Below are 23,282 nucleotides of genomic sequence, written 5' to 3'. Positions count from 1 at the left end.
CCGAAATAGACCGGGAAAAGTTCCATGGAATACATTATGATCAGATTAAACTATTTTAAGAGGAAAATACATGATAGTAGTGGGAATAACAGGAGCCAGCGGAGTAATATATGGAATAAGACTCCTTGAAGCTTTAAAAGAATTAAAAATAGAAAATAGTCTAGTGATAAGCGATGCCGCTAGAATCGTGATAGAGTCAGAAACCGATTACAGTGTAGAGGATGTGATTAGCCTAGCGGACACCTACTATAATTTCAATGACCTGACCGCTTCAATAAACAGTGGATCATTCAAGGCAGACGGATTAGTCATAGCACCATGCTCAATGAAGACATTGTCTTCAATCGCCAACGGCTATGGTGCAAATACAATAACAAGAGTTGCAGATGTCAGTTTGAAGGAGCGCAGACCAACCGTTATTGTGCCTCGTGAAACTCCACTCAGAAGCATTCACTTACAGAACATGCTAACATTATCACAAGAAGGAGCCATTATTTTGCCAGCAATGCCCGGTTTTTACTCAACACATGATACTGTTGACGACCAGGTTAACTTCATTGTCGGCAAGATACTGGACTCGTTGAATATTGAAAACGACTTATTTAAAAGGTGGGAGTAAATGTTAGAAGATAAGGATTTCATCAAATCCTGTGATGTACCAGGGCCTACAAAAGAGGCCATAAGGGCAATATTGCTTTACAAGTCTGAAGTCACCTTCACAGACAAGGTTGTGGATTGCGGATGCGGAACCGGCGGCATCACCTGCGAATTTTCCCAAAGGGCAGGCGAAGTGATATCCATCGACACCAATCCGGAAGCGATTGAGGTGACCTCAAGAAACCTTAAGAAGTTCGGTCTTGGAGACAATGTCACACTAATCAGCGATGACGGGGCAAATGCCCTGAAGGATATCGATGATATAGACATTGCCGTTGTAGGGGGCAGCGGCAGGCAATTAGAGAATATCCTTGATATTGTTGATTCCAAATTGAATTCAAAAGGAAGAATACTAATCACAGCTATTCTTGTTGACACTAAGGTTGAAGCCGTCAATAAGCTTAAAAGCCTGGGCTACAATCCTAAGCTAATGGAGGTTAATATTTCAAACGGCAGGATTCTTGATCGTGGAGTCCTGATGATTAGTGAAAACCCTATAGCCATTATCACTGCTAAGAAACGATGAAAGAAAATTATTGGAGATTATATAATGAGTGAACGATTAAGCTGGAAAGCTAAATTTTCCATATTGATGGTTATCTTGATAATAATCATTTATGGATCAAACTATCTTGTTTTGGGAGATGCCGAGCATATCATATCATACATCTGGACACATTTAGGGTTCATTCCTGTCGATATACTTATTGTGGCATTCCTGCTTGACGAGATTATTGAAAGAAAAGAAAAGGAAGCAATGCTTGAAAAACTGGACATGTTAACCAGCACATTCTTTTCCGAACTTGGAAACGACCTGATTTCACAATTGAGTACCGTGAATAAGTATAAGGCAAGCACTGAGAACTTGAAATCAATCAAGAGTTGGGATGAAGCTGATTTTGACAGGAAACTTGAAGAGCTTAAGGATTCTAGCATCGATTTCCAGGCAGACATTGCACCGGAAGAGCGTGAGGAATTCTTAATTAATTTAAGGGAATTGCTGATTAACAAAAGAGATTTCATTATTAACTTGATTAATAATCCTAATCTGCTTGAAAAAGAAGAATTCACATCCTTGATGAATTCAATTCTTCACTTGGATGAGGAATTGGAGCACAGGACCGATTTCGCATTGGTGAATGATGCTGATTTCGGCCATTTAAATGGGGACATGCAAAGAGTGTACAATAAGCTTGTATATGAATGGGTTTACTACCTTAAATACCTGTACAAGAATTACCCTTACATGATTGCTTTGGTCATACGTACCAATCCATTCGATGAGGATGCAAGCGTATATGTGAAAGAATGAATTTGTAGAGAGGTTTAATATGAGTAGTGTAACTGAAGTCAATGAAAGTATTAAATCTTGCATTATTTTATGTGGAGGGCAAAGTAGAAGAATGGGTCAGGACAAGGGATCTATGATTATTCAAGACAAACCTATGATAAAACATATTCTTTCTACTTTAAACCATCATATAAATGAAGTTGTAATCGTTTTAAATGACAAAGATAGGATTGAGAAATATGGCGAATTTATCAATCCCCAGGATTACGACTATAATCTCACAATATGTGAAGATGAAATAAAAAACAAGGGGCCAATGCCTGGAATAATGACAGGACTCACACACATCACCGGAGACTATGCACTGATACTGCCCTGCGATAGCCCATACGTCAGTTCAAAGTACATTGACACTATTTTTAAAGAAATTAATGACGACCATCAAGCAATCGTACCATACCATGACAGTGAAAACAAGCTGAAAACATCCGAGCCACTGCATTCAATCTACAATAGGAACCTCATTCCAGTGATTGAAGATCTATTGTCACAGGATATTCTGCACATTAAAGGACTAATAGAAAAAATAGATACGAAATTTGTCCAGATTGATGATAAAAAAATAGAAAAAAAAGAATTTAGAAATCTTAATCGTCCATCAGACATTTAAAGATGTTCTATTAACTCTTTAGTTTTAGTAACTGCCATGTTGACTGCAAAAAGAATGTCATCTTTTGTTAACGGTTCTTTTCCACCTTTCTGCATGGAGCAGATGTGACCGTCTTTTGTAACACCGACATTCAAGCGGGCGCTAGCAACTTTCTCTTCAGTCAATGTTGGGTCAATGACCATCTTGTCGCCAATCTTAACGAATGTGCATAATGCAAGCTCATTGTTGATAGGCAAGTCGAGGGTTTCGGTTTCGCTGATGACTACTTCCTCATCCTCAACGGTTGCAACAGGCAATTTCATTGTTTTTAATGCTGCCATAACGGCAAGTTCACATGCGTCGAAAAGGTTTCCGCAATTGTCTATGATGTGCAGGTCAATGAAAAGCATCCAAACGTGTTTTCCTTCCTCTACACATAACTTATCGAGTTCAACGAGTTCGCTTTCACGAATTCCCCTGTCAACTACACGTGCAAGTTCTATTGAATCTTCACTTGGTGGTCCTGGTTCAAATGTAGGGTCAGCCATAGGAAGCATTTCACAGTTGGTCATCAATACTCCTAAGTCAGGAGTGTCAGGAAATGGGCTTCCAAGTGTAGGTTTGATTCCTACAATGACTTGAGTCTTTCCAAGTTTTACACGAGCGGAACCTTCTGCCTTTGAAATAACATTAGTTTCAATAGAAATATCCCTATATTCGTCAAGTGCCCTGCCGTCTTCTCTTTTATCATTCATGACAAGGCTTGTTATGCTTTTTCTTGTAATTTCCGGTACTATCTCCATATTAATCCACCCACTTATTCAATAGAATATTTTTTCATTAAAGCCTCTTTTTGGATTTCGTTTACTTTACGACATCCTTCCATAGCCAAATCGATTGCTTTTGCAAATTCCTCTTCGGTCAAGTCACCGTCACTTTGAAGCAATGTGATTTCACCTGTTCTTGGCATCATGGCTATTGGAACATCAGCTTGTCCTTCCTTATCTTCTTTTTCTGATAAGTCAAGAACGATTTCATCATTAACTTTACCTGCAGCACAGCCCACTACAATATCCTTCATAGGGACTCCTGCATCAACTAATGCAACGGAAGCTGCTGTGATTCCTGCACAACGGGTTCCTCCTTCCGCTTCGATTACTTCTATGAAAACATCAATCATTGAACGAGGATAATTCTCGAGCATCAATGCAGGTCTTAATGCATCTGCTGTGATCTTGGATATTTCAGATGATCTCCTGTCTGGACCTGGCCTTTTCCTGTCATCCACTGAAAACGGTGCCATGTTGTATCTGCATCTGATTACACCTGTGTTTGGTTCGAGCAATCTTCTGATGTATGATTCTCTAGGGCCGTACACTGCCACTAGAATCTTGTTTCCTCCAACTTCCAGGTAAGCTGAACCGTCTGCACGTTCAAGAACTCCTGCCTCAATTTTAATAGGACGTAATTCATCAAACTTCCTACCATCGTCTCTTATCATATCTGACATCTTATCAACCTCTTAATCTTGAAGAATCATTTATTGTTTAATATAAAAGAATTGTTTGAGTTATCACCATAGGATAATGAACCGTCTTTGCTTTTATTTTTTCTTTTGAATTCTTCTATAACTTCACCAATGTCTGGCTTATCCTTTTTCTCTTTTTTCTCTTCTGCTGCTTTCTCTTCAGCTTCTATTTCTTCTTGTTCTAATTCTTCTTTGAAGTTTTGAAGTTTAGGTTTTTCCAAAACAAATTCCTCTTCGGTTTCTTCAACTTCTTCTGGTGGCAATTCACCATCGATAGCTAAGTATAACTTGTTCTTGATTTTGTTTGTCAAACCGGAAGTGTGAGCTTCCTCTTCAATGAGGTGAATGACTTCACGGGTAAGTTGTTCCATGTCCTCGTCTCCTTTAACCCAGACAAGACCGTTTTGACCAACTACGATTTTACAGTTGGTTTTGTCCTTGATCATGTTGATCATTGAACCTTTCTTACCTATCAGTCTTGGAACTTTGGTTGGAGCAATGTCTACGATTATTCCTCCTTTGAATTTACCCATTCCTCTTCCTTTCAAACCGAGTTTCGCCTTCTTGATTTCATCAACGTCGACGACTCTTAAAAACAGCACGTCCCCAACATCATACACTTTGTTGAGTTCTTTTTTCTCACGACCAAAAACTTCAAAAGCTGGTAAAATTCCAGAGTAAGGTGAGTTGATGTCCACATCCCACATTGAGAATCTGACATCTTTGATTTTACCTATTACCACATCTCCTTTTTTAGGCACGTATTTGCTTTTTAAAGGAATGACTCTAAGTTTCTTATTCCTTAAAGAAACGCGTCCCATTAAAGAAGAGCAGACTTTACCATTTTCTTTGAAGGTACCTCTTCCTGCATAGTATTCGTCATCGGCCAAGATTTGACCTGGAATAACTAAGTCTTTATTCTCCACATATATCATAATAATCCCATAAGAATGATTTTAATTATTTAATAGCTTTGGTTTCCGCTTCTCCACCTGAAATTTCAGCCATTTTTGCGGCGAACTTGTCCTGTAGTCCCCCTGGCATTTCAACGATTCCTATCCATGAACCGTCCTGTTGCCATTCCTCATTTATGATTTGTCCAAATCCGTGAATGACATTGTATGCGCTTCCTGCCACTGAGCCTGGGAGTCTGACTGCCACCTTGACCTTTTCAAACCTGATTGGAATCAGCGGCTTGATGGCCTTTAGGGCTGTTTGGACCTGCTGGTCGACTGAAGTGAATGGGTCAAACTTGACTTTCGCCTCATCGCAAGCGTTTTCAATCCTTTGTGCAGGGTGAGGCAGTCCGTTTTGAGGATTAATGGCTTCTGTAGCTATCTTGTTTATAACCAGTTTTCTTTTATCCTCCTGCATCTTTCTCTTTTGGTCTGCAGTCAACTGGACAGTGCCCTTTTCAAGTATTATTTTGGAAACTTCAATAGGATCGGTAGTTTCAAATATCTTGTTCATTGCTTCTTCTGAAGCCTTGTCTCCTTTCTTGGAGTCTTTGAATATTTCCTCGACAGCTAAAAGATCCTCGATGGCAACGTCTGGGCCATCAGGATTTCTAAAATCTGCCGCCAAATCCGGGTCAACCAGTATCTCGAAGTGTTCACCCATGTATTCGTATTTAGCGATTATAGCTTCATCAACATTTACCATCTAAGCATCCCCTAACTAGTAATTAAGAAAATAATTATTCTTCATCTGCAGAATCTTCCTGTGATTCTTCAGATTCTTCTTCCTCTTCTTCAGCCGGAAGCACTTTGTCAATGTATGCTTGCACTTCGTCTTGAGAGAGTTTTACGTATTTTTCATCTTCTATTTTAATGACTGCAATTTCAACGTTGTTGGATGTTGTGTCATGGTCGGTTGCTTCGTTGATAGCGGTTAGTGCCAGTTCGATAGCTCCATCCAATGTCAAGTCGTCAGTGTATTTTTCTTCGAAAATGTCCATTGCAGCATTTCTTCCTGAACCGATTGCGGTTGCCTTGTACTCGATTAGTGCTCCGCTCGGATCGGTTTCGAATAGTTTGCATTTGCCGTTGTACACTCCACCGATGATTAGAGCTGAACCGAATGGTCTTACTCCACCGTTCTGGGTGTATAACTGTAGCATGTCGCATAGTTTTTTAGACAAGCTGGTTACACGGATCGGTTCTGAGTAGGTTATCTTATTGATTTGTGCTTCCACTCTTGCTCTTTCAACCAGTGCTCTTGCATCTGCCACAAGACCTGAAGTGGCTGCTCCTATGTGGTCATCAATCTTGAATATCTTTTCGATTGATGATGCTTCCACCAGCTTAGAAGTGGTTCTTTTGTCCACAGCTAAAACTATTCCTTCAGAACTTTTTACACCGATTGATGTAGTTCCTCTTTTAACAGCTTCTCTTGCGTATTCTACTTGGAAAAGTCTTCCGTCTGGGCTAAAGACAGTAATAGCCCTATCATATCCAGCGCTTTGTAAAGGTTGCATATTAATACCTCATATTTTATTTTATAAATATTAAATTTAAGTTCGACTACATAAAAAAATAAAACCAAATCTCCATGAAAAGGCAATTTTCAATTTCATTTCCCACGATGTAGAATGTTGAAATTGTTTTTTATTCTTTTTTCCATAAATCCAATTGATATTTATAATTATATTTATTTATATAGTTTTCTATTTTATTCTTACAAAAAGTAATTAAATATATTTCTGTGATGCCTTGATGGTGCCTGACAGGCCTATTGTTGAAATTGAAATCAGGTTGCCGTCATACCTTGTGGCAAGGGCAAGCGATGATCTGACCTCGCCTACAAAATCCCTTTGACACCTTACGATAGCCTTGTAATGATAATACTTATCCGTAGCGTCGATTTCATAGAATTTCATTACCCATAAGTTGAAATTGGATGTTTCACACTCCCCCTTGAAGCGTATGCATGCATCCCAAATGATAGTGACCAAATCGTCCTTGACGATGGGATTGGTGATTTTGATGTCCAATGTCAGGTAGCGATTGTTCTTGCGCAGTGTAGGCGGCAGGACCTTAAGCTTCATCTGTGACCCTCCTGACACCCTTTAAAATGAGGTCTTCACGATTCCTGTTGAATTCCAGTATGTTTTCAGAGGTTTCAAATGATTTAGTTATCTCATCATCATCCAATCCTGTCTGCTTGAATACCTCAACGAAATCATGAGTTGTCCTGATGTCAAAAACAGACTCCGCACGAGATGACAACACCAATGGGAAATCGAATTTCCTATGCAGGGCGTAGATGTCCCTGAAATTGGAAATGACCTTTGCCCTTGGAGAGAGATATGTTCTCAAGACATCCTTGAAGCACAATTCCACAGCCACATTGTTGCGAACCGCCTCCTTTGCAAGCACATGGTTCAAGCCGGAGTCATACCTGTTGAGGTACGGTCTTGACAAAACGTCAATCTTCATGTTTTCAAGCACTGCACGGTTGACCTTCAAGTCCCCTCCGACAACGCTGATGCATGATGCACGGTTCCTGAAGTTGTTGGCATGGTTTCTAATCTCATTTATGTTCGTGGACTTAATCTCCAGGGTATAGTCAAAATCAATGATGCCCTCAAGGCCATCCTTCAGCTCATCCCTTAATTTCAAAGCCTCTTTAAATTCATTTTGATTGTATGAAAAATTAATGTGCTCCCATCCATAACTGGAAGCCTGAATAGCCAGTTCCATATTGTTTTCAAGGCCACTTCCCTTAATATTCAAATCAAAAAACATAGTAATTACTTTATTTATTCTTATATAAATAATTGCTAAAAAAAAATAAGATAAGTGATTTTTGGTCAATCACTTATTGATATCTGAAGAATTCAACTTCCCAGCTCACGGTTTCATAATAGTCTATAGTGAAGGTTTCCTCCACGTCTGAAGTGTAGGTGAATGAATCTGATCTTGTCTCAACCTTACTTTTTGAACCCCAATCAACTCCTCCGGACGCTCCATTGGAGCCTGAGACTTGCAAGTGATTTGTCGCATAGTTCTTGATAGGGTATGCTGAGAGCTTAACCATAATCTTGCCCGCTGGAACCTGGATGGTTTCAGTTCCTGAACCTGAGCCTGAGTATTTGCCTATTGACTCCCATGATTTCTCATCCACAACTTCCGTGCTGGATTTGGATGAGGATACTGATTCTGTTTTGGCAGAATCATCTTCGCTGTCTGAATCATCGGATGACTTAACGTCTTGGGAAGCTGCACTATCCTGAGAATTGTCATTAGTTTGAACCTGATTAGAATTATTGTTCATTGCGAAATATCCGATTGTACCCGCCAAGACAATTATAACCACTATCAAAGCTATGATAATGTATTTTGAGTTGCTTGACTTGACAGGGACAGGTTCCGGATTATTCACGGCTAATGAATTTCCGCATTTAGTGCAAAATTTCGCCTTGTCTTTGTTTTCAAAACCACATTTACTACATTTCATAATAATCAGTATTATTATTTTTAACACAACTTATATAATAAGTTAATTATAATAGACATGAAATATTAAAAAGGTGTTTAAGATAATTATACGATGTTATAAAATATTTTATAGTATAAACAATATAATAAATTAATATGGTAAAAGAAAGTGATGAGCTTTTGAAATTAACTTCCTATGTTCAAATTTCAAAGTATAGAGAAAAAACCTTGAAATCCATTGGAGACGAAGTTAAGATACCAACTAACATCGCAAAAGACAGTGGAATTAGAACAAATCATATTTCAAAAGTTTTAAGCGAATTGAAAAGCAAAGAAATTGTCGAATGTATTAATGAAGAAGCTCGTAAAGGAAGACTGTACAGACTGACCGATACCGGAAAGGACGTATTGGAAACTATTAAAGAAAAAGAAGAAAAAGAGACTGAATCCGATTAACTTAATTCAATCCCCTCTTTAATACTTTCTAATTCTTTCAGAGCTTCCATATTATTTGAAACCTCAACCAGAACGTCACCAAGAACACTTATCAAAACCTTATTTTTCATTGAAAGACCGTAGTACTCATCCGTTTCCAAGAATATTGACTCGTAACTTGGGGACAATAAGTCCTTTCGGTATTGCAGCTTTATCTCGTTTCTTAAACTGTCATCAATATATTTCTCAAGGTAAACGATGATTTCATTGGCAAATGAATTTCCAAGCACAATCATGTCTTTCAATGCATCCCTGTCAAATCCGATTTGCTCGACAAGCGCATTGAAGGAGCCGTAATTCTGATAGCCATATGGTATGAATCTCCCCTCAACAGTATGGGCGCAGTACTCGTTCATAATCTTGAACTCAGGAAGTGTTAAGAAATACCATACGAAACTCTGAAGCGTTGAAGATGTCCTGACCTTGAAGATATCGCATAAGATGCTTTCAACAATTGCAAACAGGAAATAATGGGCCAGTTCATGAATGATTGTTGCTATCTGAACGGAATCCTCCAGGCGGTCATCATAAAATATGCCTGTGCCGACGAAAATGAATCCCCTCTCGTATCCCCTTGCCTTGGTCTTGCATTCGGTGAATATGCCTGCAAGGTTCAGTATCTTGTTTTTGACTGTATCGCCCCAGACGTCAACATAATCTGCTCGTATGAAAATATTCGACAATATCTTATCATACTCCGCATCGCTAATGGAGGCGTTCAAAAGAAGGTTCCGGTTGAATTCAGAAAAGAGTATGTTAAAATCGTCAATGCTTATAGGGTTCAATTGGTTGCCGCATTTGATGCAGTATTTATCATGATCCCCATTGGCTTCACCGCAAACCGGACAGACATGTTCCGTTATCAGCTTGTTGCCACAATGGGTGCAGTAGTTATTTTCCTTGAAATTCAATGTTCCGCAAATGTCGCATTCCCTCAAACTCATCACCTGAACATGTCCTTAAGACTCCTGACTTTTGAATCGATTGAATTTTTACGATAAATTCTTCTTTGAATGTTCTTTCCGCAATTCGGGCAGAATTCACTGTCCCAATCTAGAATCTCACCGCAGGAGCATACTATTCTTGTCTTGACATTTCTCTGCGGGTTCAATGGCCTGTCGCACTCTTCGCAGAACTTCAGGTTATTGGAGTTCCCATGCCCGCAGATGCATACGATTTTAGTGTCCTGCCTTTTCAGGTTATTCCCGCATTCAATGCAGTAGGTGGCCGTGATTTCATTGAGTTTTGAGCATGTGCAAAGTATCGCAATGTCATTGAGTTTGCCGTAATTGGACAGTGGCAATCCGCAGTTTCGGCAGAATTGAGAGTATTTCTCGTTTTCCTCCCCGCAAAAACAGAATATCGAGTCCTTAAATTCCAGGTTGAAATTGCTGTAATTGTCGGGGGTGTTTATCGTATCCTCTTTCAGTTGCCTGCCGCACATTTCACAGTACACATTCTCCTTCGAGTTCACCGCACCGCATTCACACACTATGGTGTCCATTGAGAATTTTGGTTTTTCTTTTTTAAGCAATTTATCGATTCTGCTTTGTGATCTTTTGGCACCGCACATGTAGCAGAATTCATTGTCCACATGATTCAAATAGCCACAGCTGCATATCTCATACTTGAAATCGCCTTTGGTGTTTATGTATGGTGAGAAGTCAATCTCAAAGTTGAAAAATCCTATATTGTGGATTGGCGGAGTCAAAACATGTGTAGTGTTTTTCGCATCATACTTTGTCTTGCATCCGCAACCAGTGCAGAAGGGTTCGCCGGGCAGTATCCTGTGGCCGCATTTCCTGCAGTAATTCTCTAAAACCATCTTTCCTCATTTCTTGGATAATGATTGGATTTCTTCAACAACCTTGTATAATATCTCGTCTCCAAGGCCTTCAATGTATTTGATGGAACCGGCGCATTCATGGCCTCCACCGTCCACACCAGCCTGTGGGACCTTTTCAATCATTTTGGTTACTATCTCATTAACGTTAAAACCGTATTGCTCGTTGACGGCATCTGTTGCACGGAACACTCCAAAGTCAGGTCCATGGCCCAGGGTGACTATCGGCTTGTCCTCTCCGAGTTCCTTGATTACATGGTCGTGCACGAATCCGCAGGTCTTTCCAGGTGCCGGGAATGTGAACTTGTGTGCGAACTTCTCCACATCTAGGAGGTTGAAATAGATTCCGTTTTCAAGCTGGGTCTTCTTGATGTTAGGAAGCGCTGCCCTGAGTTGAGTGTCGATTCTTTTCTGGTATTCCCTGTACAATGCATCAATCATCTTCTTGTGCTTGTCAAGATTGTCAACTGCAAGTATGGTGTCCATTATTCCTCTTCCGTTCATGAATCTTAAGAAGTATGCTTCAAAGTCAACGCATTCAGCAATCTTTGCCAGGTGCTCCTGTGTGAATCCTTTCTGTGCTGCGAGTTTGAGGTATTGGTACACTTCTCCGCATTCTGCACGATCCCCCAATGCCGCAACTCCCGGCAGGTGCTGTATCAGTCTTTTGACTTCAGGGTTTATGATGTGTGCGACTTCTGTTGCCAGGCATCCTGCTGTCAATTGTGAGTCTCCACCAACCAGGTATGGGTTGACGTGGCAGTCGACGTATTCATCCACAGCAACTGTTGCGCCATAGATTTCACCATCCTCCTCGATTTTTGTCAACAGTTCCCCTGGGGAGTGGTGGTCTATCACCACGACTTCAATATCGTAGATTTTTGCCTGCATCAGCGCCACAATGTCCTCTTCGGTTGAACCGTTGTCAAGAAGCACTATTAGAGGCAGTTTTTGACCGTGCCTTTCCTGGTCTTCCAGTGCAAATGACAGGTCTTTAACGACATCTTCCAGCTCATAGAATGGTGCCTTGCTTGGTGAACGCTTGAAGTAGTAGTATTCGGCATCATTGCTTGGGTTTTCCTTCTGTATCAATGGGACAATTGCCTTTTCCATTGCAACCCCTGAGACTATGCCGTCGGCGTCGTTGTGGTGTCTTAGAAGTATTGTTCTTCCGTCAAGTATTGCTCTTCTGATTCTTTGTGCAGCCTCATACATCTTAGGCCTGAGCCTGTTTAAAACATCACTCTTGACCAAGAAATCAACATCTTGAGGTTTGGCCTTGGCGTTTAATGCATCATCGATCAATTTATTCAATTGCATTGTGCTTTCTGCGTCAAGCTTCACCATTGAGGATGACTCAATCTGGGTCTTTCCGCCATGCTCGTTCACTTCACCTATGACCTGCACCGCATCCTCCAGCTCGATTTCCGGATATGACCTCTCGCCCGCCTTGTCAAATGCTGCAATTTCAGTGGTTCCGCTCTCATCGCTTATTATGAATATTGTAGGGCCTGAAGTCTGCTGTATTTGCTGAACCTTACCGTCAATCCTCACCATGCGGCCTTTCTTCTCCTCTAACTGGCCAATCAGTGTTCTTGGGATTGACTTGGTCAGTGTCTTGAGGTTGTACTCCTCAACATAGGCAGGTGCAAAGTCAATCTTGCCTTCCCTTGACTTGATTGAGGTTACAAAGACTATTATGTGCTCGCCGACATGGTAATCGGAAACGTCTCCCCTCATGAGTCCCCATACATTATTGTTCAATGATACGAATGCACCGTACTTCTCGATACGAGTGATCTTACCACGGTAGAGCTTGTCACGGTCAATGTCCCTCATGTTGCATATGTCATCAAGGACATAAACGTCACGGGCGGCGTTTCTTTTAGCCTCATATTCATCGTGCCTTGCCTTTTCGGCCTTTCTTTTCTCTCCGCACTCATGGCAAATATCATATTTCTCGTCAAGCAGCTTGCCGCAGTCCCTGCACACGTTGACCTGGCCGGTCCCATGGCAGTATGAGCAGTCCTCATATACTTCAACCTGGCCTTTGCCGTTGCAGGCTTCGCATGGGATGTCCTCTTCCCCGCCGAGGTCGAACTTGTCTCGTGCCTTACTGTTCACGCCTTTAAAATGATTTCCAATATTAAAAGCATCATCTTCATAACCTGTTCCGCCGCATGCGTCGCATTCCTTATAGTCCACCACAACGGAACCTATTCCATTACATTTTGGGCATTTTGTCTTCATCTAAAGCCTCCTCTTGTTTTTAACTGAATAATTCTGGATTCTCCTGGACTATATTGACTCTTTTGTTCTGGTAATTGACCGCATTAATCATCAAGTCGTTGGCTTCGCTTCCATGAGTTGATCCAGTGTAATTATAATGCATTTCCAAATAGTATATTGCTTCGTTAAGCTCTTCGACAGCCTTCAGCTTCACTTCCAGTTCATTGATGGCTGCGTTGAGGTAGTTCTTGTGAACCTCATTCATGTCCTTGTCATACTTATCCTGTATCCTTTCCAGTTTATGCAGGCTTTCGTTATAGTTATCTCCCGCAGATTTGGCCTTCTGGCTGGCTTCATCATAACTTCGACTGTTCAATAATTCAACGGATTCATTGTAATCCTCATCTCCCTGAACAATGCCCTTGCTTATTTCCGGCATGGATTGGTTGATGTTATCCATTGAACTATCGATAAAAACAATAGCTACGGATATTAAAAGTAAAACTACAATAAAAATTATCAATTTAATATAACTAGACACGTATTAAATTATATAAAAGGATATTATTAAAAGTTATTATTGAAAAAAATTAAAGAAAAAAAGAAAGTTTAAAATGATTATTTTAAACTTATTCGCTGGACCAGAGTCCGTGTAAATTACAGAATGCTAATGCCTTAACGTCATCGGTTGAGTTGACTGTGAAGGTTGCTTCTGCAACATCTCCAGGTTTGAAGCATTTAGCGTATTGTTCAGCGCCTGCTTCAACGATAACGAATTCAATGTAGTGATCATCATCCATTGGGTGAGCTGCTTCACCGACTTTTACGGTTACTTTGTCTCCGTCGATTTCAACTACTGGTTTGTGTTTAGGTGATTTTTCACCTTCGGTCTGTACCGGGAATTCGAGCATGTGGTCTGAACATACTTTTTCGTCGCCTTCTGATAATACTTGAATGATGCTTCCGCAGTCGTCACATTTTAATATTTTTGCCATAATAAACATCTCCTTAAATAGATTAAGGATATTATATTTTTTAAAGTATTTATTATTATTGATTGTTTTCGTAATAGTTTTCGATTGCTGCCTGAAGACCGTCTGCTGCTAGGTTGGAGCAGTGCATCTTGATTGGTGGAAGACCATCCAATTCCTCTGCAACATCGTTACGTGAGATTTTCAATGCCTCATCGAGGGTTTTGCCAACTGCGATTTCTGTAATCATGCTGCTTGTTGCGATTGCTGCACCGCATCCGAAGGTCTGGAATGAAATGTCCTCAATTACCTCATCATCATTGACCTTGATGTATATTGTCATCAGGTCTCCGCATGTCGGGTTTCCCACGGTTCCTACACCGTTGGCATCTTCCATCATTCTACAGTTCCTAGGGTTTGCAAAGTGATCCATTACTTTTTCTGAATAATCCATTTTTAACACTTCCTACAGTTGTCTTCATGTTTTTTACACATTATATTGTCATAATCCAATTCCTGATTCCACAATGGGGACATTTGCCTTAGTCTCTTGACGGCTTCAGCGATTGTTTCAACGAATTCATCAACGTCAAATGCTTCGCTTTCAGGTGCAAGGGATATTCTTAATGATCCATGAACATCCACTGGGTCCAATCCCAATGCGGTAAGCACTGGTGATGCCTCAAGGGTGTTTGATGAGCATGCTGAACCTGTTGATGCCTGATATCCCTTAGCGTCCAAAAGCAGAATCAATGATTCGCCTTCAATCGCCTTGAATCGGAAGTTCACAAGGTTTGGCAACCTGTCTTCAACGCTTCCGTTGAGGTATGCCTCAGGGATTGTGCTCAATACCTTGTCGATTAGCTCGTCACGGATAGAGGAGAGTTTCTTGTAGTGTTCATCAAGCTTTTCTGCTGCGATTTCACATGCCTTTCCGAATCCTACGATTCCAGGAACGTTTTCGGTTCCTCCCCTGATTCCCCTTTCCTGTCCTCCACCATGTATTAATGGCACGACACGGGTTCCCTTTCTAATGTAGAGTGCCCCGACACCTTTTGGTCCGTTGATTTTATGGGAAGATAAAGAAAGCAAGTCTATGTTTAGCTTCTCAACATCCACTTCAATCTTACCGAAGCTCTGCACAGCATCCACATGGAACTTGATGCCATTTTCACGTGCAATCTTACCGATCTCCTCGATTGGCTGGATTGTGCCGATTTCATTGTTGGCATGCATTACAGTGATTAGGATTGTCTCGTCTGTAATTGCCTCTTTCAAATCGTCGATTTCAATTACCCCATCAGCATTGACGGGAAGGTAGGTTACCTTAAAGTCAAGTGATTCCAAAAATCCGAGAGTGTTTTTAACGGCAGGGTGCTCGATATTGGTAGTAATAATATGCTTTCCCTTTTTAGCCAATTTGAATGCGACACCCTTGATTGCAAGGTTGTCTGATTCTGATCCTCCGCTTGTGAAGATTATCTCTTCAGGTTTTGCATTTATTGAATCTGCCACTCTTTGGCGTGCAAGAGTCAATGCCTTTTTGGATTCACGGCCGATTCCATAAAGGGTTGAAGGGTTTCCGAACTCCTCGATGAAATACGGTTCCATTTCTTTAAAAACTTCTTCACTAACCTGTGTAGTTGCTGAGTTATCTAAATACATTCTATTATCTCCCAATTGTCTTTTGTTTTTAGTAAATTTTCTTAATATATAAGTTTTAAGTGATTAGACAGTAACCTAGATACTGTCTAAAGCTTGGCTTAAGTCTGCGATTAAATCATCAACATCCTCCAAACCGATGGATAAACGGATGAAGTCAGGTGTAACTCCTGTTGCCTCCTGCTCTTCAGGGCTTAGCTGTTGATGTGTGGTACTTGCAGGGTGGATTGCAAGGCTTTTTGCATCTCCGATGTTTGCAAGTATTGAGAAGAGTTCAAGCTTTTCGATGACTTTGCGTCCTGCTTCCTCCCCGCCTTCAACACCGAAACCAAGGATTCCTGAGAAATGGTCTTTCAGGTATTTCTTGTTGATTTCGTATGTTGGGTGGGATTCAAGTCCAGGGTAGTTCACCCATTTGACTTTAGGATGAGCTTCAAGGAATTTAGCGACTTTAAGTGCGTTTTCTGAGTGTCTTTTTATACGCACGTCAAGGCTTTCCAATCCTTGCAGGAATATGAAGCTGTGCACTGGTGCCTGGGTTGCTCCAAGGTCTCTTAAGAGTCTTGCTCTTATCCTTACGGTGAATGCAAGGTTTCCAAGTTCAGGAACATCTCCGAATGCATCCCAGAATACTAGTCCATGGTAGCTTGGATCTGCCTTGGTGAAGTTAGGGAATTTTCCGTTTCCCCAGTTGAACTTACCTGAATCAACAATATATCCTCCAACTGCAGTACCATGTCCGCCAACATATTTAGTGGCGGATGCTGCGATTACATCTGCACCATGTTCCAATGGCCTTACAAGTCCTACACCTACAGTGTTGTCGACTATTAATGGAATATCGTGTGAGTGTGCGATTTCAGCTAATGCCTCAAAGTCCGGAACGTCGAGTTTTGGGTTTCCGATTGATTCGACGTATATTGCCTTGGTCTTTTCATCGATTGCTGCTTCAAAGGCTTCAAGATCCTGTGAGTCTACGAACTTGACTTCTCTTGCAAGGTCCTTAAAGGTGTAGTTGAACAGTTGGTATGTTCCTCCGTAGAGGTTGTCTGCTGATACGATGTTGTCTCCAGGTTCTGTTACATTTAGTATTGCGTATGAGATTGCTGCAAGACCACTTGATGTTGAAATTCCTGAGTTACCGCCTTCGATTGCGGCAATTCTTGCTTCAAATACATCACTGGTAGGGTTTGTGAGTCTGGAGTAAATTTGTCCGAACTCTTGAAGGGCGAATCTCCTTGCAGCTTCATCTGAGTCTTTGAATACGTATGATGTTGTCTGGTAAATAGGTACTGCTTGTGCTCCTGTTGCGGGGTCTGGTTGCTGTCCTGCACGGACGCCTAATGTTGCTAATCCATAATCTTTATTAGTCATTTTTTATCACCTTTATTTTTTTGAAATTTCAGTAAATATATCACGTGTTATATTACTATATAACAATAGTTATTTTTTATATATAAATGTTTTGGTCAGCCTAAAAAACATGTAAAAAATAAATTATAACTTATGTTATACAGATATAACATCTGTTATTTTTAGTATATAAACATTGTTATATTTTACAAAAAATAAAATTAATAATTCCTCAAATCAAAAAAATAGAAAAAATTAATGTTAATAAATTAAAAGTAAAAAATGAGATTAACATCCAATTTAACACTTTCCAAACGATACAACATCAAATATTTATTCAATACCATTTTCCTTAAGTTTAGCTTTTAAGATGCCGATCCAATCATCTTTTCAAAAGAAAGATACGTTAAAAAAAAATTAAAAAGGCACATTAAAAAAAATTTAACTCTTTCAAGAAACCCTTTTTTTGCATAATCCTGTTTAAAAACAAAATCCACTTTAGGTTCGCTGAATAAACCCGGATGCGCCTTTTTTTAGCTTCCCATTCCTCATCAGATAAACCATTTCGTCCCAAAATCTCAGAAATCCTGCTTTCTTCATGAGTCCTGCCCACATGATTAAAACTAGGCTCGCCAAACAAACCTGGATGCTCATGTTTCTTAGCTTCCCACTCTTCATCAGATCTGCCATTGCGGTGCAATCTCTCAAACCTTGTAGCATAATCTTCAGGTTCGTCCTCTTTTTGAATATTTTGAAACAAGGAAAGATATGATTTTAATTTTTCCAAAATAGACATTACCTCACCTCTAAATTACTATTAATCCAACATAGATTATAAATATTGCGATGAACCCCACACCATACCTCATTAGTCTAAGGCCCAAATGTCCTTTTGAATTTTTCTCATCTAAAATCTTATCATTACCCTCAACACATCGATTCAAACTGATAAGAATGCTGCTGACAATCTCATCAAAGGAATTGTTATCCAAATCAAAGTCAATTAATGTGTCAATGTTGGGCACAGTGCGAATTTGATTTAGATTATTTAATGTTGACATGAAAACCAATAGGGAAGCCAAATAGAAGATTAGTGAAATTAGGAAAATGCTGAATACAATAAGCATTTCAGACAAGGAAAGAATTTCATTAAATTCAATTAACCTTGGAAATAGTGCATTGTATCGTTAACATCACAGCCAAAAATGCAACCATTGACTTGTTTTTATTGTCAATCGATTGATTGCGGACAACTTCCTCATCATAACGATGCAATGCCAAATCCATCAGCAATCTTTGATTGTTACAATCCATTTAACCACCATACTATCAAATTAAAAGATTCTATTGAACTTGACATCATGTTTCAGCAAATCTTTAACTGTTGGCAATTCCATTTCACTTTTCCTGTATTTCTCAATGAATTTAGAGTAGTTTTCCCGGAATTCATCTTCATCCTTGCGGGACATGAATGGAACGGTGAATTTGGAGATATAATCATCGATGGTGAATTCTTCATTATTTTCAAGTTTTTCACTTAGTTTTAGCAGAATTTCATCACCATCATTTTTTCTTGAAGATATATAAGTTATATTGATATTTTCCTCATCCGGAACTTCAATGTCCCTTATTTCAATATAGGGTTCGCATATTATGTATGCAACAACATATTGTCCAAAGGATTTCTGCAGGAATTTGCATACCTCAAGTACGGAGTTTACCTCTTCTGTGCTTGGCATTTCCCTTTGCACCTTGAAATATGCTGATCCTGCGCCGATAAACTTTAAGACAACCCCTCCAAGCTTATCTTTTTTTGGAAATTCCACAGTATCATCCACTTCAAATGGAGAGTATATTCCAAAAACCTTGCCGAACATTGCATTGTAGTACAATTCATCTTCGCCATCCCTTACTTCATAGCTTTCCCTTTCATACTTGAACATTCCTAAAACCTCCAAATCAGTTGTCTTCATATGTTTCTATGAGGTTCATATAATGCTGATATTTTTCCTCAAAAGCTTTTTTGTCCTGATATCCTGTGTATGGAAGAAGCATGTGGTCAATGGAATCGGATATTGTGAATTCCTCATGGTTTTTAAGCTTGTTTTCCAATCTTTCAATTATTTCTTCACCGTTGTGGATTGCTAGGGAACTGAAGTATATTCTTATTCTCAGTTCAACTTTTTTCTCATCGACATCGAATGTTCTGTTGGGAGGACATACCACATATGCGTCAACGCGACGGTCGAATTTGTCCACAAGATAAGAGCATACCTCAATGATTGAATCCATAACCTCATCATTTACATTTCCATCGATTGTTCTGAAATAGACTACATCTCCACCTTCAAGAATTAATACGACGCCGTCATCATCTTCCTTTTTTGGAACTTCAATGTCCTCCCTGACCTGGAAGAATCTGTCGTCCTCGAATAGTGTTTGAAGCATTACATGGTACCAGTTGTAGTCGTCAGGATTTGATTTTAAAATTTTACTTTCATTTTCGCTCAATCTTTGTCTTGAATATATTCCAAACATAAATTATTCTCCATTTTTTCCAAAATTTAAAATGAATTAAATCATTCATATTTTGAAAAACTTTTCATGTAGTAGTTAGTTAGATTTAATTGAAATATAAATCTTGCTATATGAGTCTAGAACAATATTTAGGTCGGTTTATAAGAAAATAAGCTCAAATCAATATTGTTTTCAACTTGTAAAATATGTTAAAAATATATTACATTAATTAGGAAAAAACAATGGAAAAGCAAAAAAAAATAATAAATAAAAAAAGGAAGAGAAGTTGAATTCTCTTTAATCGTTTATTTCGTAACCTAATGCTTGTAGGTTATCACGAATCTTATCGGACAAATCATATTGCTTGTTTGCCCTTAGCTCTGATCTTACTTCAGAAATTAAGTTCAGCAAGTCATCAGATCCGGCATTGACTTCTCCACTCTCAAAGCTGACCCCTAAAATGTGACTTGCATCATCCATAAATGCCTTAATGGCTATCTTTTCCTCACCGGAGAGACTATCCAATTCGTTTTTGGTGTCATTGATTAATCCGAATATTGCAGCGATTGCCTTTGGAGTGTTAAAGTCATCATCCATGCTGTTGAAGAATTCAGCTTTGTGAGGAGCTAATGCTTCGCATTCAAAGTCATCATCGCCCACTTCAACATCCAATTGCCCATAGTATTTCCTGATTCTCTCAAGGCTTCTTTCTGACTGGTGAAGTGAATCCTTGGAAAAGTCAATCGGGCTTCTGTAATGGGTTGAAAGCACGAAGAATCTGAAGGTGTCAGGCTCATAGCTTTCAAGCAATTCACGGATTGTGATGAAGTTATGGAGTGATTTTGACATTTTCTCTCCATTAACATTTAAGAATCCAGTGTGCAACCAGTATCTCACCATTGGGGATTTTCCTGAAACCGCTTCCATCTGTGTGATTTCCGCTTCGTGGTGAGGGAATATCAGGTCCAGTCCTCCGCCGTGGACATCGTATTGCTCTCCGAAGTAGTATTCGGTTATTGCAGTGTCTTCAATGTGCCATCCAGGTCTTCCGTCTCCCCATGGGGATGGCCATGTTGGCTCATCGACTCCTTCACGTTTTTTCCATAGTGCAAAGTCCTGATGGTTCTTCTTTGTGGTTTCTGCAATTTCCCTATGGGATTCAAGCTCTTCAACGTTCCTGTTTGAGAGTTTTCCGAATTCCTCAAAGGTGTCTATTTCAAAGTATACTCCGTCTTCGGTTTCATAAGCGAATCCCTTATCAATCAGCCTTTGGATTTGGTCGATGATTTCAGGCATGTGATCAGTTGCCCTTGCGAATAGATTGACACCGTTGACATTCAATTTTGCCATGTCTTCACGGTAGCGTTTCTCAAACTTGCGTGCCAATTCATCTGCAGGAATGCCGCTTTCCTTTGACCTGTTGATGATTTTATCATCAATGTCTGTTACGTTTTGAATATAGAATACTGCGTAACCCTTATATTCCAAGTATCTTTTTATTGTGTCGAATGAAATGTATGTTCTTCCGTGTCCGATATGTGCATCGTCATAAACGGTCGGTCCGCATACGAATAGGTTAACTCTGTTATCGTTAATTGTTACAAAATCCTCTTTACTGCGAGTTAAAGTTGAATAAATTTCCATAAAAATAAACCTCGAAAAAAAGTAATTATAAAAGGCAAGTGAGGGACTTGAACCCCCGTATTATGGTCTGCAGCCACACACCTAGCCACTCGGTAAACTTGCCATAAAGTACAATAAGATAATAAAATATTGGTAATTAATAGTTTATATACTTTACTATTTTTTCCAATATTTTCTTATTCAGCCTCGGATCCCAGACAAGATTGACAGTCTTCACCAAGGTCCTCTTTATTAATGTTAAGTTGAGCCAAAACATCAGTTGTCTTGACATGCTTGCATATAGTGCAGGTTCTTGAAATCAGGTCTGCTTTTGTAGCTTCTCCTTCGGATAACTGTCTTGCAAACTCATGAATCATTTTGCGAACGTTTTCATCGAGTTTGATTCCGCTTCCACGTTTGTCAGTTATGTACTGGGAAACTGCAGGTTGAGTTATGTCCATAAGCTCTGAAACATCTTTCTGTTTCATTCCCAGGTTTAAAAGTTCTTTTGCCAATTCTGACCTGATAGCAGGTATCACATACCACACTACGATTTCACAAGGTGGTTTCATTTTTAATCACCATCTTTTTTAAATAAGTCTTCTAGTTCTTCTTGTTCATCTCTTATATCTTCAGTCATGCAGATTTCATGTTTTTCGAATAGAATTTCGAAACGCTTATCGTTTTCTTGAAGATGTTTTTCTATTACTCTAATTGCATCAGCAACAGGGTCTGGAAGTTTGCCGTGGTCCAAATCAACTTTTTCAGGTTTTACTCCTTTACGCCTTACAATTCGTCCAGGAACTCCGACACAGGTTGATTGTGGAGGGACGTCTTTTAAAACTACTGCGCCCGTACCGATTTTGGAATATTCTCCAATGGTAATGTTTCCCATTACCTTTGCACCGGCTCCAATAATCACTCCCTTTTCGACTGTTGGGTGTCTTTTGGTTTTTTCAGTACTTGTTCCACCGAGAATCACTCCCTGGTACAGCAATACGTCATCGCCTACAATAGCGGTTTCACCGACTACAACACCCATACCATGATCTATAAATACTCGTTTACCAAATGTTGCACCCGGGTGAATTTCAATGCCTGTGAGGAATCTGGATAAGTTAGAAACCATTCTAGCTAAAAGCTTTAGAGAATGATTCCATAGCCAGTGGCTGAGCCTATGAAACAATAAGGCGTAAAATCCAGGGTAACATAGGAAAATCTCCAATGTTGACCTGGCAGCAGGATCTTTTTCCTTGATGGCTTTTATTTCTGCCCTTAAATTCTTGAACATTTGGTAAACCTCATAATATGCTATGTTATAATTTTATATAACATATAGTATAAATAGTTATTCTTATTCAAATAACCAGTCTACTGAAAGGTATCTTTCACCGTTGTCCGGTAGGATTGCTATTATTCTTTTGCCCTTGTTTTCTTCTTTTTTAGCTAATTCCAATGCTGCCCAAGTTGCAGCTCCTGATGATATGCCGGAAAAAATACCTTCCTTTTTGGCGAGTGCAAGGAGAGTGTTTCCCGCATCCTCGTTTGCCACAGGTATGATTTCATCGATTACTTCTGAATCATAAATTGATGGCACGAATCCTGCTCCAATACCTTGAATTTTGTGAGGTCCTTTTTCGCCTTTTCCTAAGGTTTGTGAGTCTTTTGGTTCAACTGCGACTATTTTTACACCTGGAACCTCTTCTTTCAATACTTTACCGATTCCTGTGATTGTTCCTCCGGTACCTACGCCTCCGATCACGATATCCACTTTCCCTTCTGTGTCTCTTAGGATTTCCTGAGCAGTGGTTTCGGCATGGATTTTTACATTGGCCGGGTTGTCGAATTGTCCTAGAATGATTGAATCTGGAGTCTCTTCATTTAGTTCGTTTGCCTTTGCGATTGCTCCACCCATTCCGTCGGCGCCTGGGGTCAATACCAATTCCGCTCCGAGGACGCTTAGGAATTTTCTTCTTTCAATGGACATGGTTTCAGGCATGGTCAATATTAGCTTGTAGCCTTTTG

30 protein-coding genes and 1 tRNA gene are annotated in these 23,282 nt (G+C 39.7%); 5 read left to right on the top strand and 26 right to left on the bottom strand.

Features of this window, described 5'->3' with window-relative positions; translation table 11 throughout:
* Positions 1-70 precede the first annotated feature (70 nt).
* From QZU77_RS06200 to QZU77_RS06185, 4 genes are read left to right on the top strand one after another with little or no spacing between them, the layout of a single operon-like run.
* Positions 71-619 (top strand): UbiX family flavin prenyltransferase, encoded by a 549-nt coding sequence (locus QZU77_RS06200; protein ID WP_295601603.1) that lies wholly within the window; start codon positions 71-73, stop codon positions 617-619.
* Positions 620-1,183 carry a precorrin-6Y C5,15-methyltransferase (decarboxylating) subunit CbiT gene (gene cbiT / locus QZU77_RS06195; RefSeq protein ID WP_295601600.1) on the top strand — a complete coding sequence of 188 codons (564 nt, stop codon included), beginning with the start codon at positions 620-622 and terminating at the stop codon, positions 1,181-1,183.
* 24 nt (positions 1,184-1,207) lie between these two features.
* Entirely contained in the window at positions 1,208-1,969 is a 762-nt protein-coding gene (locus tag QZU77_RS06190) for a hypothetical protein (RefSeq protein WP_295601597.1), read from the top strand.
* 19 nt (positions 1,970-1,988) lie between these two features.
* A complete protein-coding gene (locus tag QZU77_RS06185) occupies positions 1,989-2,618 on the top strand; it encodes a molybdenum cofactor guanylyltransferase (protein ID WP_295601594.1) in 630 nt (209 codons plus the stop codon).
* Here the strand turns inward: QZU77_RS06185 and rrp42 are convergent.
* From rrp42 to QZU77_RS06145, 8 genes are all read right to left on the bottom strand, one after another.
* Positions 2,615-3,400: an exosome complex protein Rrp42 gene (gene rrp42 / locus QZU77_RS06180; protein WP_295601591.1), complete on the bottom strand. Its 786-nt coding sequence runs from the start codon at positions 3,398-3,400 to the stop codon at positions 2,615-2,617. The genes QZU77_RS06185 and rrp42 overlap by 4 nt on opposite strands.
* A gap of 14 nt (positions 3,401-3,414) precedes the next feature.
* Entirely contained in the window at positions 3,415-4,107 is a 693-nt protein-coding gene (gene rrp41, locus QZU77_RS06175; protein WP_295601588.1) for an exosome complex exonuclease Rrp41, read from the bottom strand.
* A 26-nt stretch (positions 4,108-4,133) separates the two neighbouring features.
* Positions 4,134-5,060 carry an exosome complex RNA-binding protein Rrp4 gene (gene rrp4, locus QZU77_RS06170; RefSeq protein ID WP_295601585.1) on the bottom strand — a complete coding sequence of 309 codons (927 nt, stop codon included), beginning with the start codon at positions 5,058-5,060 and terminating at the stop codon, positions 4,134-4,136.
* A gap of 25 nt (positions 5,061-5,085) precedes the next feature.
* On the bottom strand, positions 5,086-5,787 hold the full coding sequence (locus tag QZU77_RS06165; protein ID WP_295601583.1) for a ribosome assembly factor SBDS: 702 nt from the start codon (positions 5,785-5,787) through the stop codon (positions 5,086-5,088).
* 34 nt (positions 5,788-5,821) lie between these two features.
* Positions 5,822-6,601, bottom strand: coding sequence for an archaeal proteasome endopeptidase complex subunit alpha (psmA, locus tag QZU77_RS06160; RefSeq protein ID WP_295601580.1), 780 nt, complete (start codon positions 6,599-6,601; stop codon positions 5,822-5,824).
* A gap of 213 nt (positions 6,602-6,814) precedes the next feature.
* Positions 6,815-7,171 carry an Rpp14/Pop5 family protein gene (locus tag QZU77_RS06155; RefSeq protein ID WP_295601577.1) on the bottom strand — a complete coding sequence of 119 codons (357 nt, stop codon included), beginning with the start codon at positions 7,169-7,171 and terminating at the stop codon, positions 6,815-6,817.
* Entirely contained in the window at positions 7,161-7,871 is a 711-nt protein-coding gene (rnp3, locus tag QZU77_RS06150) for a ribonuclease P protein component 3 (RefSeq protein ID WP_295601575.1), read from the bottom strand. Before rnp3 ends, QZU77_RS06155 begins: the two co-directional genes overlap by 11 nt.
* Positions 7,872-7,944: 73 nt before the next feature.
* Positions 7,945-8,583: a zinc ribbon domain-containing protein gene (locus QZU77_RS06145; protein ID WP_295601572.1), complete on the bottom strand. Its 639-nt coding sequence runs from the start codon at positions 8,581-8,583 to the stop codon at positions 7,945-7,947.
* Positions 8,584-8,720: 137 nt separating this feature from the next.
* Here QZU77_RS06145 and QZU77_RS06140 point away from each other — a divergent pair, with 137 nt between their 5' ends.
* The gene (locus QZU77_RS06140; protein WP_295601569.1) at positions 8,721-9,020 is read left to right on the top strand and encodes a winged helix-turn-helix domain-containing protein; all 300 of its coding nucleotides are present in this window, start codon (positions 8,721-8,723) and stop codon (positions 9,018-9,020) included.
* Here the strand turns inward: QZU77_RS06140 and QZU77_RS06135 are convergent.
* From QZU77_RS06135 to QZU77_RS06050, 18 genes are all read right to left on the bottom strand, one after another.
* Complete coding sequence (locus QZU77_RS06135; protein ID WP_295601566.1) at positions 9,017-9,997, bottom strand: zinc ribbon domain-containing protein; 981 nt, start codon at positions 9,995-9,997, stop codon at positions 9,017-9,019. The genes QZU77_RS06140 and QZU77_RS06135 overlap by 4 nt on opposite strands.
* 5 nt (positions 9,998-10,002) lie before the next feature.
* Positions 10,003-10,884 (bottom strand): zinc ribbon domain-containing protein, encoded by an 882-nt coding sequence (locus tag QZU77_RS06130; protein WP_295601563.1) that lies wholly within the window; start codon positions 10,882-10,884, stop codon positions 10,003-10,005.
* Between the two features lie 6 nt (positions 10,885-10,890).
* On the bottom strand, positions 10,891-13,152 hold the full coding sequence (locus QZU77_RS06125) for a DHH family phosphoesterase (RefSeq protein ID WP_295601561.1): 2,262 nt from the start codon (positions 13,150-13,152) through the stop codon (positions 10,891-10,893).
* A 19-nt stretch (positions 13,153-13,171) separates the two neighbouring features.
* On the bottom strand, positions 13,172-13,591 hold the full coding sequence (locus QZU77_RS06120) for a hypothetical protein (RefSeq protein ID WP_295601558.1): 420 nt from the start codon (positions 13,589-13,591) through the stop codon (positions 13,172-13,174).
* 169 nt (positions 13,592-13,760) lie between these two features.
* The gene (locus tag QZU77_RS06115; protein WP_295601555.1) at positions 13,761-14,126 is read right to left on the bottom strand and encodes a desulfoferrodoxin family protein; all 366 of its coding nucleotides are present in this window, start codon (positions 14,124-14,126) and stop codon (positions 13,761-13,763) included.
* 55 nt (positions 14,127-14,181) lie between these two features.
* Positions 14,182-14,556 carry a Fe-S cluster assembly scaffold protein NifU gene (nifU, locus tag QZU77_RS06110; protein ID WP_292746401.1) on the bottom strand — a complete coding sequence of 125 codons (375 nt, stop codon included), beginning with the start codon at positions 14,554-14,556 and terminating at the stop codon, positions 14,182-14,184.
* 2 nt (positions 14,557-14,558) lie between these two features.
* Entirely contained in the window at positions 14,559-15,767 is a 1,209-nt protein-coding gene (gene nifS / locus QZU77_RS06105; RefSeq protein WP_295601549.1) for a cysteine desulfurase NifS, read from the bottom strand.
* Positions 15,768-15,842: 75 nt separating this feature from the next.
* On the bottom strand, positions 15,843-17,138 hold the full coding sequence (locus tag QZU77_RS06100; RefSeq protein WP_295601547.1) for an O-acetylhomoserine aminocarboxypropyltransferase/cysteine synthase family protein: 1,296 nt from the start codon (positions 17,136-17,138) through the stop codon (positions 15,843-15,845).
* Positions 17,139-17,547: 409 nt separating this feature from the next.
* Positions 17,548-17,913: a hypothetical protein gene (locus QZU77_RS06095; RefSeq protein WP_295601544.1), complete on the bottom strand. Its 366-nt coding sequence runs from the start codon at positions 17,911-17,913 to the stop codon at positions 17,548-17,550.
* Positions 17,914-17,923: 10 nt separating this feature from the next.
* Positions 17,924-18,244 carry a hypothetical protein gene (locus QZU77_RS06090; RefSeq protein ID WP_295601541.1) on the bottom strand — a complete coding sequence of 107 codons (321 nt, stop codon included), beginning with the start codon at positions 18,242-18,244 and terminating at the stop codon, positions 17,924-17,926.
* A gap of 28 nt (positions 18,245-18,272) precedes the next feature.
* Positions 18,273-18,431, bottom strand: a complete 159-nt coding sequence (locus tag QZU77_RS06085) for a hypothetical protein (protein WP_295601538.1) — start codon at positions 18,429-18,431, stop codon at positions 18,273-18,275.
* A 20-nt stretch (positions 18,432-18,451) separates the two neighbouring features.
* Positions 18,452-19,090 (bottom strand): hypothetical protein, encoded by a 639-nt coding sequence (locus QZU77_RS06080; RefSeq protein ID WP_295601535.1) that lies wholly within the window; start codon positions 19,088-19,090, stop codon positions 18,452-18,454.
* A complete protein-coding gene (locus QZU77_RS06075; protein WP_295601532.1) occupies positions 19,077-19,655 on the bottom strand; it encodes a hypothetical protein in 579 nt (192 codons plus the stop codon). Before QZU77_RS06075 ends, QZU77_RS06080 begins: the two co-directional genes overlap by 14 nt.
* Before the next feature lie 276 nt (positions 19,656-19,931).
* A complete protein-coding gene (gene cysS / locus QZU77_RS06070; protein ID WP_295601529.1) occupies positions 19,932-21,278 on the bottom strand; it encodes a cysteine--tRNA ligase in 1,347 nt (448 codons plus the stop codon).
* Between the two features lie 32 nt (positions 21,279-21,310).
* Positions 21,311-21,381: transfer RNA gene (locus QZU77_RS06065), tRNA-Cys, on the bottom strand.
* 73 nt (positions 21,382-21,454) lie between these two features.
* A complete protein-coding gene (locus tag QZU77_RS06060) occupies positions 21,455-21,829 on the bottom strand; it encodes a transcriptional regulator (RefSeq protein ID WP_295601527.1) in 375 nt (124 codons plus the stop codon).
* A gap of 2 nt (positions 21,830-21,831) precedes the next feature.
* The gene (cysE, locus tag QZU77_RS06055) at positions 21,832-22,548 is read right to left on the bottom strand and encodes a serine O-acetyltransferase (RefSeq protein ID WP_295601524.1); all 717 of its coding nucleotides are present in this window, start codon (positions 22,546-22,548) and stop codon (positions 21,832-21,834) included.
* A 63-nt stretch (positions 22,549-22,611) separates the two neighbouring features.
* On the bottom strand, positions 22,612-23,282 hold a 671-nt coding region (locus QZU77_RS06050), incomplete at its 5' end, for a pyridoxal-phosphate dependent enzyme (RefSeq protein WP_295601523.1).

The sequence above is a fragment of the uncultured Methanobrevibacter sp. genome, assembly GCF_902774605.1.
Classification (GTDB): Archaea; Methanobacteriota; Methanobacteria; order Methanobacteriales; family Methanobacteriaceae; genus Methanocatella.
This window is presented reverse-complemented; position numbering and strand designations above follow the sequence as displayed.

What these genes read in the sequence shown, in the direction of transcription:
- QZU77_RS06130 (WP_295601563.1), bottom strand. Translation starts at nt 10,884, where the DNA reads ATGGTTTTAGAGAATTACTGCAGGAAATGCGGCCACAGGATACTGCCC.
- QZU77_RS06060 (WP_295601527.1), bottom strand. Translation starts at nt 21,829, where the DNA reads ATGAAACCACCTTGTGAAATCGTAGTGTGGTATGTGATACCTGCTATC.
- QZU77_RS06090 (WP_295601541.1), bottom strand. Translation starts at nt 18,244, where the DNA reads ATGCTTATTGTATTCAGCATTTTCCTAATTTCACTAATCTTCTATTTG.
- QZU77_RS06085 (WP_295601538.1), bottom strand. Translation starts at nt 18,431, where the DNA reads ATGGATTGTAACAATCAAAGATTGCTGATGGATTTGGCATTGCATCGT.
- QZU77_RS06095 (WP_295601544.1), bottom strand. Translation starts at nt 17,913, where the DNA reads ATGTCTATTTTGGAAAAATTAAAATCATATCTTTCCTTGTTTCAAAAT.
- QZU77_RS06190 (WP_295601597.1), top strand. Translation starts at nt 1,208, where the DNA reads ATGAGTGAACGATTAAGCTGGAAAGCTAAATTTTCCATATTGATGGTT.
- cbiT (WP_295601600.1), top strand. Translation starts at nt 620, where the DNA reads ATGTTAGAAGATAAGGATTTCATCAAATCCTGTGATGTACCAGGGCCT.
- cysS (WP_295601529.1), bottom strand. Translation starts at nt 21,278, where the DNA reads ATGGAAATTTATTCAACTTTAACTCGCAGTAAAGAGGATTTTGTAACA.
- rrp41 (WP_295601588.1), bottom strand. Translation starts at nt 4,107, where the DNA reads ATGTCAGATATGATAAGAGACGATGGTAGGAAGTTTGATGAATTACGT.
- QZU77_RS06120 (WP_295601558.1), bottom strand. Translation starts at nt 13,591, where the DNA reads ATGGATAACATCAACCAATCCATGCCGGAAATAAGCAAGGGCATTGTT.
- rrp4 (WP_295601585.1), bottom strand. Translation starts at nt 5,060, where the DNA reads ATGATATATGTGGAGAATAAAGACTTAGTTATTCCAGGTCAAATCTTG.
- rnp3 (WP_295601575.1), bottom strand. Translation starts at nt 7,871, where the DNA reads ATGTTTTTTGATTTGAATATTAAGGGAAGTGGCCTTGAAAACAATATG.
- QZU77_RS06185 (WP_295601594.1), top strand. Translation starts at nt 1,989, where the DNA reads ATGAGTAGTGTAACTGAAGTCAATGAAAGTATTAAATCTTGCATTATT.
- QZU77_RS06080 (WP_295601535.1), bottom strand. Translation starts at nt 19,090, where the DNA reads ATGAAGACAACTGATTTGGAGGTTTTAGGAATGTTCAAGTATGAAAGG.
- QZU77_RS06200 (WP_295601603.1), top strand. Translation starts at nt 71, where the DNA reads ATGATAGTAGTGGGAATAACAGGAGCCAGCGGAGTAATATATGGAATA.
- QZU77_RS06165 (WP_295601583.1), bottom strand. Translation starts at nt 5,787, where the DNA reads ATGGTAAATGTTGATGAAGCTATAATCGCTAAATACGAATACATGGGT.
- QZU77_RS06125 (WP_295601561.1), bottom strand. Translation starts at nt 13,152, where the DNA reads ATGAAGACAAAATGCCCAAAATGTAATGGAATAGGTTCCGTTGTGGTG.
- QZU77_RS06115 (WP_295601555.1), bottom strand. Translation starts at nt 14,126, where the DNA reads ATGGCAAAAATATTAAAATGTGACGACTGCGGAAGCATCATTCAAGTA.
- psmA (WP_295601580.1), bottom strand. Translation starts at nt 6,601, where the DNA reads ATGCAACCTTTACAAAGCGCTGGATATGATAGGGCTATTACTGTCTTT.
- cysE (WP_295601524.1), bottom strand. Translation starts at nt 22,548, where the DNA reads ATGTTCAAGAATTTAAGGGCAGAAATAAAAGCCATCAAGGAAAAAGAT.
- QZU77_RS06140 (WP_295601569.1), top strand. Translation starts at nt 8,721, where the DNA reads ATGGTAAAAGAAAGTGATGAGCTTTTGAAATTAACTTCCTATGTTCAA.
- rrp42 (WP_295601591.1), bottom strand. Translation starts at nt 3,400, where the DNA reads ATGGAGATAGTACCGGAAATTACAAGAAAAAGCATAACAAGCCTTGTC.
- QZU77_RS06145 (WP_295601572.1), bottom strand. Translation starts at nt 8,583, where the DNA reads ATGAAATGTAGTAAATGTGGTTTTGAAAACAAAGACAAGGCGAAATTT.
- QZU77_RS06100 (WP_295601547.1), bottom strand. Translation starts at nt 17,138, where the DNA reads ATGACTAATAAAGATTATGGATTAGCAACATTAGGCGTCCGTGCAGGA.
- QZU77_RS06075 (WP_295601532.1), bottom strand. Translation starts at nt 19,655, where the DNA reads ATGTTTGGAATATATTCAAGACAAAGATTGAGCGAAAATGAAAGTAAA.
- QZU77_RS06155 (WP_295601577.1), bottom strand. Translation starts at nt 7,171, where the DNA reads ATGAAGCTTAAGGTCCTGCCGCCTACACTGCGCAAGAACAATCGCTAC.
- nifU (WP_292746401.1), bottom strand. Translation starts at nt 14,556, where the DNA reads ATGGATTATTCAGAAAAAGTAATGGATCACTTTGCAAACCCTAGGAAC.
- nifS (WP_295601549.1), bottom strand. Translation starts at nt 15,767, where the DNA reads ATGTATTTAGATAACTCAGCAACTACACAGGTTAGTGAAGAAGTTTTT.